Genomic DNA, 13300 nt, shown 5'->3' on the forward strand with positions numbered 1-13300 from the left:
CGAAAAGGCTTTCCTCATAAAGGCTTGAATGTTAAATCTTTTTAATCAGTGACTTTTAATGATATGTATCTTCCTTTTTGTAATAATTGGTAAGAATAGATGCCAAAGGCTCTTCTTTTTTTAAAATCTTTTCAATTTGATTCTGGACTTTTGGAGCTAGTATTTGCCATAAAGGTTGGTCTAAAGCGCTAATTTTTGGAAATACTTTTTCGATCTTTTTATCCCAAACTTTAAAATATTTTAAAAGATCGTCCGGATAAACCGTTTTTCGTTTGGTGCCTTCATTAACCCCTTTAAAAGGAGCAGAAATATTAAGGTAGCCATAATCATCGGTTAATTGTTCTCCTATCCGGATATCTCTAACGGCAATTTCAAAATCATAAGCTGTCGATAGGCAGTTTGAGTTAAAGCTGTGATTTACATACCGACCATTATCCCAGCATAATACCATGTTGCCTTGATTGTTGCGATAGGTATAGGTGTCTAGGATGTTTTGGTAAATAGGGTCTAAATTTTGAATTTCCAGAGGTGTAAATTCTCGATCCAATTTATCTAAAACCCATGTAATAGTACCCGCCGGAATGAATTTAGTGGCAACAACGCCATATCCTATTTCACTACTGATAAATTGTAGTTCTGTGTGAGGATGAATCAAGTTGAAAAGTTTTAAAAAATAGTATTGGATTTTACAGTTTCGTTTTTGGATTTACCCAAACTAAAGATAGTTTTTTTTTGAATTGAAAATGAGTTTTTTTTGGTTTAGCCAAGGAATAATTTTTAATTAAAAAATAAGGCTTTAAGTTCTTTGAATCAAAAGCTTCAACGCCATGAATGGGATCTGTTTTAATCCGCAAACACATGCTTACAATAATTAATATTCCAGGCTTCGTATAAACTCTTAAATTGCTTCAAACGCCATTTAAAATCACCCCAGTTCTTTTGATCAGGAGATGTCCACAAAACTTCTGACAATGCCGTCATCCTGGGAAAAAGCATATATTCGGCTTGCGATTGGCTTGTAATATATTCCGTCCATAAATTCGCCTGACCTCCAAGAATAAATTGATGTTTATGGCCGTCAAGTTCATCAGGAACCGGGTTGAAAGCATATACTTTTTCTATGGGTAAATAGCCACCAATTGCCAAAGGTTCGGTGTCTTTATTTTTTGATTGGTAATGATCGAAATAACAATGGGAATTTGGACTCATAATGACATCGTGATTCTCTTTAGCCGCTGCAATACCACCTCTATTTCCTCGCCAGGACATCACGGTAGCATTAGGAGCCAAACCCCCTTCAAGAATTTCATCCCAGCCAATGATCTGTTTTCCTTTACTATTAACAAATTTTTCAACGCGTTGAATAAAATAGCTTTGAAGTTCGTGTTCATCAGCCAAGCCGAGTTCCTTCATTCTTTTTTGACATTGAGGACAGCGTTTCCAATTACCTTTCGGACATTCGTCGCCTCCGATATGAATGTATTTTGAAGGGAAAAGGTCCATAACCTCTAGAAGCACATTTTCAACAAAAGTGAATGTTTCTTCCTTTCCGGCGCAATACACATCATTAAAAACACCCCAGGTTTCCTGCACAATTTTAGGTTGTCCTTCGTTTTGTTGAATTTTAGAAACTTTGGAGATCATATTATTGGGTATTATAGTAGGTTCTTTAGGAAAACAACTCAAAAACGGATACGCCGCAATGGCCGCGCTACTGTGCCCCGGAAGTTCAATTTCAGGAATTATAGTAATATGTCTGGAAGCCGCGTAACCAATAATATCTTTAATTTCTTTCTGAGAATAAAAACCTCCATATCTCTGATTATCATTGGTCGTTCCGGGGAAATGTCCTTTGATAGTACCGTTTCTCCAGCCACCAATATCGGTGAGTTTGGGATATTTTTTTATTTCGATACGCCAACCCTGATCATCGGTAAGATGCCAGTGAAATCGATTCATTTTATGTAAGGCCAAAAAATCAATATAACGCTTGATAAATTCAGGTGGGAAAAAATGTCGGGCAACATCTAAATGCATTCCGCGATAAGCAAAACGAGGCTTATCTTTAATAAGGGTTGCCGGTATTGTGATTGTTTCATTTTGATTGGAAATCAATTGACATAAACTTTGAATGCCGTAAAATATTCCTGCTGAGGTTTTACCTGAAATGATGATAATTTCAGGTTGAATTGAAAGAATATAGGCCTCTTTATTCTGGATTGAAGAATCAAGCTTTAAAAGGATATTGCCGTTCTTTTGGGTATCAAAGGGTATGCTTACACCAGTTTGTTGACGAAGTAATTGAGCTAAAAAATTACCTTCAAATTCAAGGTCTGAATTTCCAAAGATTCTGGTATTTTCATCCATCACAAAGCGCCCTTTCAATATTTGTAAAGAGGCTGGTTTTGGGATGATCGGGTAGTCTTCCTGAGTATTATTAAAATCAATGAATTTATTTTTACAACTGTAAAAAGTGAGGTTTATGATCAGTAGTAATAGCAGGTGGAATCTCATGTTTTAAAGATACTACATTTTGGATATTTTTTATAGATAAACCAGATTGTACCATAGGTCGAAGGCCCCAAAAACGATTAGCATAAACCCGAAAATGCGCTCCAGGATGATACTTTTAAGATGGATAGCCAGTTTAGCTCCCAAATAAGAAAATGGAATAGAACTGACCGATAAAAGCAAAACGACTTCCCAGTCGATATGACCTAAATACCAATGCGCAATAGTTCCGGGAATGGCGAGTCCTGCTGCTACCAGAAGACTGGAAGCTAAAGCTTGTTTGGTAGGCATTTTCAGGTAACGAATAAACAAGGGTCCGAATAATACACCACCGCTATTGGCTAGCAAACCTGCCAAAAATCCAACGGGTAAGGCTACGGTAATAACCTTCCATAATCTAATGATCGTAATTTTATCGGATTCAGGAATGGGTTTTCCAACAAAAAAAGAAAGCCCCAAAGCGAGGACAAAGAGACCTGTTAAAATCATCAATGTCTCACCTCCCAACCAATGGCTGTAAAAGGACCCTATCAAAGTAGCTGGAATACCTAATAATATGCAAACAAGAACGACTTTTTTATTGATAAGCTTTTCTTTGTTGTAAGCGATAGAGGCTGAAATGGTTGTGGGTAAGGTAGCCGGAAGCGGAGAGGCTAAAGCAGCAAAAGGATTAATCCCTGCAAAAATTTGAAGGGCCGGAGTTGTAACGGCGCTTCCGCCTTTGCCTAATAAACCGGAAAGAAATCCTACCGTTGCGCCAATGATCAAAATCGTAATCTTGGACAAGTCACTAATTTCGAAACTATGCTTGATTTGAAGTACGATTAGGCTTAATTGCATCTCAGTTGCAGGAATATTAAATAATACGGATTACGAAGGTAAGTACTAATTTCAGCAACCGAAAACGATGGCCGGAAAATCTCAAAAGTACCTCCAAAACAGCGATGTTTATTTACTCAACTTTAATATTCTGAAAGCACCCTGAAGAACCAGAACAAAAACTATAGTTCCGATGATGAGGTCCGGCATTCCTGAATTTAACCAGTGCACGAGAAATCCTGCTGACAAAACGCCCAAATTAATGATCACATCGTTTGAGGTGAAGATCATACTCGCTTTCATGTGCGCTTCTTCTTTGCTTTTCGATTTCTGCATCAAATACAAACAAATAGCATTGGCGATCAAGGCAAAAATAGAAACGATGATCATGGTCTTAAAGTTTGGAAGACTTTCATAACCAAAAAAGCGTCTTAAAATCTCAACAAAACCAATAATGGCAAGCGCCATTTGAAAATAACCGGCAAGTTTAGCAATCTGCTTTTTTCTAAATATGGTTCCGCCAACGGCCATTAAACTTAAACCGTAAACAAAACTGTCGGCCAACATATCCAGACTATCAGCAACCAATCCCATGGAACTGGAAATAACCCCTGTGGTCATTTCAATAATAAAAAAGGCAAAATTAATACCGAGAACCGTCCAAAGTAATTTGCGCTGATTTGTATGTTCTTCAAAAGCTAGTGCTTCAGCTGCTTCGGTTTTAATTTTTTTATCGCCTAAATTGAGATTACGGATAGCGTTTTCAATGGGAAGACTATCATCTTTATGGTATACCTCGAGTATTCTGTTGGGAATATCAAACTCCAAATGGGCAATACCGGAAATACCATCTAATGACATGCGAATAAGATTTTCCTCGGAAGGACAATCCATTTTTGAAATTTCAAATGTGGTTTTGTTCATGTTTCAGCGGGCTTCAATCAGAGACTTTTGTGTTTACATTAAAATGACGAGAAATGATTATTACGACACCTTCATGACCAGGCAAAGTTATGATTTTAACGGTATCTAATTTGATTGACCAATTAAAATTGTTGGTGCACCACCACTTGAAATACGATGTGCATCTGCAGCAACTTCTTGCATGCCCGGTGAAGCCATTGCTGCCTGAAGTGCTTCAGCAGATTCAAAAGGCATATTGAACATTCTGTAGAATGGTGGATTACCGTCAGGTCCGGCCAAAAATTTAGTTACGGTATACGGTTTGGCATCATTAGGAATCCCTGTTTTTTCATGAAGTAATTTCATGTGGGCAGCATAATCTTTTTCAAATTGGTCGGCATCTTGGGGTTGTGGATACAGTACTACTAAATTCATCGGTGGTTGTTTAAATATTAGCTTACTCTATCGGTTTTCAGCATCCCCGTAATTATTTATGTTCTTAAAATCTTTTCCATTTTTCGCCCTTTAGCTAATTCATCAACTAATTTATCGAGATATCGAACCTGTTTGGTGAGTGGCGTTTCAATGTCCTCAATCCGATAGCCACAGATCATTCCTGTTATTAATTGGGCATTCGGGTTTAGTTTGGCTTGTTTAAAAAAGTCTTCAAAAGTTACTTTTTCAGCTATTAATTCCTGAAGTTTTTGATCATCGAATCCGGTAAGCCATTCAATAACCTGATGCAGTTCCGCTTTGGTTCGCTCCTTTTTCTCGATTTTGGTAAGGTAATGCGGATAAACTGAAGCAAAGGTCATATTTGCGATGCGCTGGTCGTGTTTGGCTGTGATCGTCATCTTAGGCTCAATTAGTTTGTAAATAATTGAATTTTAATTTTTTAGGATGAAGCTAAAATAGTGAAAATTTAGGAAAGCCTTCCCTTCGCAGCCTCAACCGTTTTCTTGGCACTGCCAATAAAAATGCTATCATCAATAATGATCACGGGGCGACTTAAAAATGTATAATGCTCCAGAATATAATGTTTAAAATCCCGTTCACTCAGATTCTGGTTCTTTAAATCCATTTCCTTGTAAAGTTTGGCCCGTTTGCTAAATAAAGCTTCATAGCTGCCTGCCAATGCCTGCATTTGCTCCAATTGTTTTACGGTAATCGGCTCACTTTTAATATCTTGAAAAATAAAGTCTGATCCCAGATTCAGCTCTTTTATAATTCTGGTACAGGTATTACAGGTTTTTAAATAGTATACTTTTTTCATTTTCGTTTTTATATGACCCAAAATACCATTAATTTTCAGCTTTAAAAAGGATAATTCACTAAAAAAATAAGACTATGACATTCACTTTTGATGTTTTTACAAACATCCGTCCGTACTTCCAACAGTACCTTGAAAAATGCTCTTTAGAAACCTTGAACAAGATTCCAAAAGGCTACAATAACAACATCATCTGGAATATTGGTCATGTTTTGGTTACTTCTCAGATTTTATGCTATAAATTGTCAGGTCTTCCTATGCATGTTAGTGACGCTATGGTAGCTAAATACCAAAAGGGCTCTAAACCCGAAGGGCCTGTATCTCAGGCTGAGGTTGATGAGATCAAGGAACTTTTGAAATCTACCCTAAGCACTCTGGAAAGTGATTATCAAAAAGGAGCGTTCAATAATTTTCAGGAATATACCGTATCAACAACAGGCAATACTTTGAAATCTGTAGATGATGCTTTGCAATTTGCTTTGTTTCACGAAGGACTGCATTTGGGGTATATCATGGCCTTGATACGTGCCGTAAAAAACTAAATATAATTTATGAAATTCAACACCAAAACCATCCACGGTGGTCAGGAACACGATAAGGCCTATGGGGCTGTGATGCCACCTATTTATCAAACCTCAACGTATGCCCAAAGCACGCCCGGAGGGCATCAGGGGTATGAATATTCACGAAGTGGGAACCCCACCAGAACTGCTTTGGAGAAGGCTTTTGCCAGCATTGAAAACGGAAATTATGGGCTGGCTTTTGCTTCCGGTCTGGCAGCCATTGACGCTGTGATAAAACTCCTAAAACCTGGTGATGAAGTGGTTTCTACAAACGACCTTTATGGAGGCTCCTTCCGTTTGTTTACTAAGATCTTTCAGGATTTTGGTATTAAGTTTCATTTTATTGGTATGGCGGACGCCAATAATATTGAAAACTACATCAATGAAAACACCAAACTCATTTGGGTAGAAACGCCTACCAACCCGATGATGAACATTATTGATATTGAGGCTGCAGCCAAAATTGCTAAAAAGCATCAGGTTATGTTGGGGGTTGATAATACCTTCGCCACGCCCTATTTACAAAACCCGTTAGATCTGGGTGCAGATATTGTAATGCACTCGGCTACAAAATATCTTGGCGGACACAGTGACGTGGTTATGGGAGCCCTGGTGGTTAAAGATAAAGACCTGGCCGACAAATTGTATTTTATTCAAAATGCCAGCGGTGCGGTTTGCGGGCCACAAGACAGCTTTTTGGTGTTACGCGGCATAAAAACACTTCATGTTCGTATGCAACGCCATTGCGAGAATGGGAAAGCGGTCGCCGAATTTTTGGCAAAACACCCCAAAGTTGAAAAGGTTTATTGGCCCGGTTTCGAAAGTCACCCAAATCACGACATAGCTAAAAAACAAATGCGTGATTTTGGCGGAATGTTATCGTTCACTACCAAAGGCAATGATTATGAACAAGCCATAAAAATGGTGGAAAATCTAAAGGTCTTTACATTAGCTGAATCACTTGGTGGCGTTGAATCTTTAGCCGGTCATCCGGCGAGCATGACGCATGCCAGTATACCCAGGGAGGTTCGTGAGAAAACCGGGGTAGTCGATTCACTCATCCGCTTGAGTGTTGGTATTGAAGATGTTGACGATCTGATCGATGATCTTAACCAGGCATTAGGCTAAAAAAACGAAATTCTGGCTTTAAAAATCTGCGTATTTAATATTACGAAATTCAAAAAAAAAGACCTTAATAATTGAAGATATCGTATATTTGCACCGAATAATTGTAAAATTTCTAATTTTATTTCAATGATAGAAAATATTGAGACCTTTTTAGATATGGTTAGAGAACGAAACGGAGACGAACCGGAGTTCTTACAAGCCGTTGAGGAAGTTGCTGAAACAGTAATTCCTTATATCGTTCAACACGAAATATATTACGGAAAAAATATTCTTCTTCGTATGGTAGAACCTGAGCGTGTTATTCAGTTCCGCGTTTGTTGGGTTGATGATGAAGGAGAGATCCAGGTGAATCGTGGCTATCGTGTACAGATGAATTCTGCTATCGGGCCTTATAAAGGCGGATTGCGTTTTCATCCTACTGTGAATATGAGTATCTTAAAATTCCTGGCCTTCGAGCAGGTTTTTAAAAATAGTTTAACTACACTCCCAATGGGCGGTGGTAAAGGTGGTAGTGATTTCGATCCTAAAGGGAAAAGTGATAATGAGATCATGCGTTTTTGTCATTCCTTTATGAGTGAATTATTCCGTCATATTGGTCCTAATACGGATATTCCTGCCGGGGATATTGGCGTTGGTGCACGTGAAATCGGTTTCCTTTTTGGGATGTATAAGAAATTGAGAAATGAATTTACCGGAGTACTTACCGGAAAAGGGATGTCTTGGGGTGGTTCATTAATTCGTCCTGAAGCTACCGGTTACGGTGCCGTGTATTTTGCTGAAAAAATGCTGGAAACACGAGGCGACAATTTTAAAGGAAAAAATGTGGTGATCTCCGGGTCTGGTAACGTAGCACAATATGCTGCAGAAAAAGTGATCCAGTTGGGCGGAAAAGTATTAACGCTTTCTGATTCTTCAGGATTTATTCATGATGAAGCTGGCATCGATGCTGAAAAACTTAAATATGTGATGCATCTTAAAAATGAAAAACGTACCCGCATTAAGGAATATTTGGATAAATATCCAAATGCTAAATATCACGAAGGTAAAACACCATGGGGTGTGCCGTGTGATGTAGCTTTACCTTGTGCTACGCAAAACGAACTTAATCAAGATGATGCCAAAACCTTGTTGAAAAATGGCTGTATCTGCGTAAGTGAAGGTGCTAACATGCCTTCAACAAAAGATGCTATGCATACCTTCCAAAAAGCGAAAATCCTTTTTGCTCCTGGTAAGGCCTCTAATGCAGGTGGCGTTGCAACTTCTGGTTTGGAAATGACACAAAACTCTTTACGCTACCGTTGGACGCGTGAAGAAGTTGATAATAAATTGAAAGAGATCATGTCTGATATCCATAAATCGTGTATAGAATATGGTAAAGACGAGGATGGATACATCGATTATGTTCGCGGTGCAAATATCGCCGGCTTTGTAAAAGTGGCTGATGCCATGCTTGCCCAGGGAATTGTTTAAGTATCCAATTCGAATAAATCAAAAGCCTTCTGGAAATCAGAGGGCTTTTTTTATGAAATAAAAATTTTTTGAATTAAAACTCGTTAGTTATAAATATATTTGACTGTAAGACTGTGTCATGATCAAAAAATCTCTCATACTCCTTTTTTTTGCCTTTTCATTTTCGGGGGTTGCTCAGGATTTCTCTGCGTCGTGGACGGGACATTTTTCATTTTATAATGTATCTCAGGTCATTCAGGGAAATAATAAGATATATGCGGTTGCCGATAACGCGATCTTCACTTATGATCCACAAACGAATGCTACGGAACAAATTACCACGATTAACGGACTTTCGGGAGAAACGATCTCCAGTGTTTACTATAGTGTCGATTACGGATTACTTCTGATAGGATATTCAAATGGATTAATGGAAGTGGTTTTTGATAATGATGATAAGGTTTTGAGTGTGGTAGATATTGTCGATAAAATTACCATTCCGCAAAATGCGAAGCGCATCAATCATTTCGATCCTTATGGTAATGTGGTTTATGTGTCTACTAATTTTGGAATCTCTGTATTTAATTTGGAACGTTTAGAATTTGGCGACACCTATTTTATTGGAAGTTCCGGAGAACAGATCATCGTGAATGAAACCGCTATTCTTGGGGATTATATTTATGCCGCCTGCTCTAACAATAATGGCATAAAAAAGGCTTTGGTTACGAGTCCTAACCTGGTCGATTATAACAATTGGCAAACCGTCACGACCGGCGATTATTTACAAATGGATGTTGTTCAGGATCAATTATATACACTTCGAAATAATAGAAGTCTATACAAGATAAATAATGATGTGTTGAGTGAAGTTGCATCGTATACCAATTTACCTTCAGAGGTTAAGGCGGCGAACGGAGTATTACTTGTAACGACCAAAAGTATAGTTTATGCTTACGATGCTAATTTTAATTTACAATCACAGGTAAATGTAAGTTCTGATTTTAATACCATTTTTCAGTCGGCGACCATTTTAGGGAATGAAATGTTTATAGGAACAAAGGATTTTGGGGTACTCAGTACAAACTATCCCAATCCAACCATTTTTATCGAAATTCACCCGGATGGACCTTTATTGAATTCCCCATTTAAATTACAAACCATACCTAATGGCCTTTGGGTAACTTTTGGAGAATATAGTGTAACTTTAAATCCTTACCCTTTGAATAGTCGCGGTGTGAGTTATTATGATAATAATTCGTGGACAAATACACCGTATACTGAACTTTTCGATGCCAAATCTTTAAATTTTATTTCCGTGAATCCCGAAAATAATAACCAGGTGTTTATCAGTTCTTTTTTTAGTGGTTTATTAAAATTTGAAGATGGTTTACCGGTAGTTTTATACAATGAAAGTAACAGCGGGCTTGAATCGCTTCAATTACCTAATGATCCCAGTTACACCGATATTCGGGTTGGAGCTTCAGAGTTTGATTCTAATGGACTTTTATGGACGCTTACAAGTTTAATCAATGCCCCGCTAAAATCATATAACCCAACAAGTAACCAATGGCAGTCATTCAGTTTTAAAGATATAATTCCTGCAGAATTCGGGAGTAATTTGGGGTTTTCAGATTTAGTAATAGACAGCGATCAAACCAAGTGGATAGCAAGTTTTAATTATGGCGTTATTGCCGTTAAAACCGATAGCGGGTCACCGCAAATAAAAAATATTGTGAGCGATGAACAGAATATGCCAGATACCTATGTTACTGCACTTGCAATCGATAAACGTAACCAACTATGGATAGGGACTTATAAAGGACTGCGGGTTCTCTATAATCCAAGTGATTTTTTTACAAATTCAAATCCTCAAGTTGATAATATTATTATTAAAGAAGATGGCATTGCCAAAGAACTGTTATTTCAGCAATTTATAACAGACATTGAGGTTGACGGCGGTAATAATAAATGGATCGGAACTGATAATTCGGGCCTTTTCTATTTCTCCTCAGACGGGCAGAAAACCATTTATCATTTTACAACAGATAATTCGCCATTGCCTTCCAATCGCATTAACGATATAAGCCTCAATAGCTCCAATGGTGAAGTATATATCGCGACCCCAAAAGGGTTGGTGTCTTTTGATTCGGGAAGTTCCGGACCTGCCAATGATCTTGCAAATGCTTATGTGTACCCTAATCCGGTGCGCCCCGGATTTAATATGGCTCAGGACAAAATAAAGATCGTGGGACTTTCAGATGATATAAATATCAAGATAACCGATATCGAAGGGAATTTAGTAACCGAAGCACAGTCCCGGATCAATGACCGATACAGTGGCTATAACCTTGAGATCGATGGCGGTACGGCCTATTGGAATGGAAAAAACCTGGCGAATAATGATGTGGCTTCCGGGGTGTATTTAATTATGCTTTCGGATTTAGAAACCTTCGAAACTCAGGTCTTAAAAGTAATGATCGTGCGTTAGCTTATGATAGTTACAACAGATGCCATAGTTATTTCAAAGTTAAAATACCGCGATAACGATCTTATTGTGCGCTGTTATACCAAACAACTGGGTATTGTTAGTTTCCTGCTTTACGGAGTTCTCAAAAGTAAAAAAGGGAAGAGTAAAATAGCCTATTTTCAATTGCTTTCCCAACTTCAAATTTCCTTTAACTATAAAGAGAACAAAGGTCTTCAGAGTTTGCAGGACGTTCGTGTGGCCCATGTTTATACAAGTTTGCATACTCAGGTTTTAAAAAGTAGTATTGTTATGTTCCTGGCAGAGGTTTTGGCGGCAGCTTTAAAGGAAGAAGAACCCAATCCCGCGCTTTATAGTTTTTTGGAAAACACCCTCATGTGGCTCGATGTACATGAGCAGTTTGCAAATTTCCATCTCCTATTCTTATTAAAACTCACCAAATATCTCGGATTTTATCCTGACGTTTCACAAATAGACGATCCCTATTTCAACTTGATGGAAGGTCATTTTGAACCTCAGGAAACCGGAAAATACAGTATTTCCGGCGAGCAACTGAACTTGCTTAAAACATTGCTGGACATATCCTTCGAGAATTTACCGGATATCAAGATCAACGCCAAACAACGCCAAAATTTTTTAAATCTCATATTGTTATATTTTGAATTACATTTGGGCAGTTTTAAAACACCCAAATCTCTCGAAATTCTCAATCAGGTATTTCATTAAATGAAGCCAAACTTCCATGTATAATAGAAAAACATATACCGTTGAAGAAGCCACGCTAAAGCTGGAACAATACTGTGCTTACCAGGAGCGCTGTCATCAGGAAGTGCGGCAAAAACTACAACATATGCATATGATTCCGGAAGCTATAGAAATCATAATAGGGCATCTTATTGAGCATAATTTCCTGAACGAGCAACGCTTTGCGAAGGCTTTTGTGAGCGGAAAGTTCACCATAAAAAAATGGGGTCGCCGCCGGCTTACCTTAGAACTTAAAAAACGCGACATTAGTAAAATAGCCATAAAAGAAGCTCTGGCCACCATAAGCGAAAGCACCTATTTGAATACGTTCCATGAACTGGCCGAAAAACGTTTTGAAAAAATCAGAGAATCAGATCCCTATAAAAAGAAGAAAAAATTGATCGATTACTTGCTCTATCGAGGTTGGGAATCGCATTTGGTATACGAGAAAGCTTACGAACTTATCCAGTGATATTATTTTTTTTATTGGTGCGTACAATGGCTTGTTCATTTTTCCAATCGATCCAATCCTGACCTTTTATACGGCGCATCGCATTATCCAGGTGGCGCATCACAAAAATGTTATATATGGCCTTCCCTAAATTCTTTGGGTGCCGCGCAATAGCGCGTAAACTCATTGAAAAACCGGGTGTTATATAGCGCATGTAATGCCAGTAACCTTCGGGCATATACAATACTTCACCATGATTTAATCGGGTAATATAGCCCTGAGCGTTTTTAAGTGCCGGCCATTTCTCAAAATCCGGGTTGTGAAAATCAATATCTTCCCGGGTAATAAGTGAATACGGAATTTTATACAAGGCATCGTTTTGCTTCTGATCGAACAAAATACATTCTTTCGTACCTTCAAAATGAAAATGAAAAATGTTGGCCAGATCAATATCGTAATGCATAAATGTATACGAATCACGTCCGCCAAAGAACAACATCGGCAAACCTTTCATCAGGCGCAAACCAAAATCCGGAAAGCTAAAATCCTTTTGTAGTTCCGGTACCTCCTTTAAAACATTCCATAAAAAAATTCGGTAGCGCGTCGGTTGGTTTTTAAGTAAATCCACATAATCCCGCATCTTCATTTTGGCATGTGGCTCGTTAAAACCATCCTTGTAATCTACGGGTCTGTCGTCATAAAGCGGTACAGTTTTATGGCCGGCCACCTCTTTCATATAATCCAGATTCCACTTTTTATAAGCGGGCCAATCCTCAATATAACGCTCGATCACTACCGGTTTCTGAGGTGTAAAATATTCAGCCATAAACGCCTCCTTGGTAATGGTTTTTACACGCGGTATCTCTTGTAGGTTCAATGCCAAATTGTAATGGTTTAACAACTCAAAAGTAATAAAAAATGTGTTTTGAAAAACATTATTTGGGCGTTACCCTGCGGGTCGGGCTTTACGTTACAAG

14 protein-coding genes are annotated in these 13300 nt (G+C 38.2%); 6 read left to right on the forward strand and 8 right to left on the reverse strand.

Annotation, left to right across the window (positions count from 1 at the left end; all coding sequences use genetic code 11):
• Positions 1-55: 55 nt before the first annotated feature.
• The 7 genes from ABD682_RS04455 to ABD682_RS04485 form a co-directional block, all read right to left on the reverse strand.
• The gene (locus ABD682_RS04455) at positions 56-655 is read right to left on the reverse strand and encodes an SET domain-containing protein (protein ID WP_344739473.1); all 600 of its coding nucleotides are present in this window, start codon (positions 653-655) and stop codon (positions 56-58) included.
• Between the two features lie 188 nt (positions 656-843).
• Entirely contained in the window at positions 844-2514 is a 1671-nt protein-coding gene (locus ABD682_RS04460; protein ID WP_344739475.1) for a beta-N-acetylhexosaminidase, read from the reverse strand.
• Between the two features lie 30 nt (positions 2515-2544).
• Entirely contained in the window at positions 2545-3351 is an 807-nt protein-coding gene (locus ABD682_RS04465; RefSeq protein WP_344739478.1) for a sulfite exporter TauE/SafE family protein, read from the reverse strand.
• A 108-nt stretch (positions 3352-3459) separates the two neighbouring features.
• Positions 3460-4254 carry a cation efflux transmembrane domain-containing protein gene (locus tag ABD682_RS04470; RefSeq protein WP_344739480.1) on the reverse strand — a complete coding sequence of 265 codons (795 nt, stop codon included), beginning with the start codon at positions 4252-4254 and terminating at the stop codon, positions 3460-3462.
• 105 nt (positions 4255-4359) lie between these two features.
• Positions 4360-4668 (reverse strand): EthD family reductase, encoded by a 309-nt coding sequence (locus ABD682_RS04475; RefSeq protein ID WP_344739482.1) that lies wholly within the window; start codon positions 4666-4668, stop codon positions 4360-4362.
• A 56-nt stretch (positions 4669-4724) separates the two neighbouring features.
• Positions 4725-5087 carry a DUF2200 domain-containing protein gene (locus tag ABD682_RS04480; RefSeq protein ID WP_344739484.1) on the reverse strand — a complete coding sequence of 121 codons (363 nt, stop codon included), beginning with the start codon at positions 5085-5087 and terminating at the stop codon, positions 4725-4727.
• 68 nt (positions 5088-5155) lie between these two features.
• On the reverse strand, positions 5156-5506 hold the full coding sequence (locus tag ABD682_RS04485) for an arsenate reductase family protein (RefSeq protein ID WP_344739486.1): 351 nt from the start codon (positions 5504-5506) through the stop codon (positions 5156-5158).
• Between the two features lie 74 nt (positions 5507-5580).
• On the opposite strand from ABD682_RS04485, the gene ABD682_RS04490 reads away from it, so the two are divergent.
• The 6 genes from ABD682_RS04490 (at position 5581) to ABD682_RS04515 (ending at position 12344) form a co-directional block, all read left to right on the forward strand.
• Entirely contained in the window at positions 5581-6045 is a 465-nt protein-coding gene (locus tag ABD682_RS04490; protein ID WP_344739488.1) for a DinB family protein, read from the forward strand.
• A gap of 9 nt (positions 6046-6054) precedes the next feature.
• A complete protein-coding gene (locus ABD682_RS04495) occupies positions 6055-7194 on the forward strand; it encodes a cystathionine gamma-synthase (protein WP_344739490.1) in 1140 nt (379 codons plus the stop codon).
• Between the two features lie 126 nt (positions 7195-7320).
• On the forward strand, positions 7321-8664 hold the full coding sequence (gene gdhA, locus ABD682_RS04500; RefSeq protein ID WP_344739492.1) for an NADP-specific glutamate dehydrogenase: 1344 nt from the start codon (positions 7321-7323) through the stop codon (positions 8662-8664).
• A 118-nt stretch (positions 8665-8782) separates the two neighbouring features.
• Positions 8783-11131, forward strand: a complete 2349-nt coding sequence (gene porZ, locus ABD682_RS04505; RefSeq protein ID WP_344739494.1) for a type IX secretion system anionic LPS delivery protein PorZ — start codon at positions 8783-8785, stop codon at positions 11129-11131.
• Positions 11132-11134: 3 nt separating this feature from the next.
• Entirely contained in the window at positions 11135-11854 is a 720-nt protein-coding gene (gene recO / locus ABD682_RS04510; RefSeq protein ID WP_344739496.1) for a DNA repair protein RecO, read from the forward strand.
• Between the two features lie 16 nt (positions 11855-11870).
• Positions 11871-12344: a regulatory protein RecX gene (locus tag ABD682_RS04515; RefSeq protein WP_344739498.1), complete on the forward strand. Its 474-nt coding sequence runs from the start codon at positions 11871-11873 to the stop codon at positions 12342-12344.
• Here ABD682_RS04515 and ABD682_RS04520 read toward each other — a convergent pair.
• Positions 12334-13206, reverse strand: coding sequence for a cupin-like domain-containing protein (locus tag ABD682_RS04520; RefSeq protein ID WP_344739500.1), 873 nt, complete (start codon positions 13204-13206; stop codon positions 12334-12336). The two genes, ABD682_RS04515 and ABD682_RS04520, sit on opposite strands and share 11 nt — an antisense overlap.
• Positions 13207-13300: the final 94 nt, after the last annotated feature.

This window comes from Gaetbulibacter aestuarii (assembly GCF_039537665.1).
GTDB lineage: Bacteria > Bacteroidota > Bacteroidia > Flavobacteriales > Flavobacteriaceae > Gaetbulibacter_A > Gaetbulibacter_A aestuarii.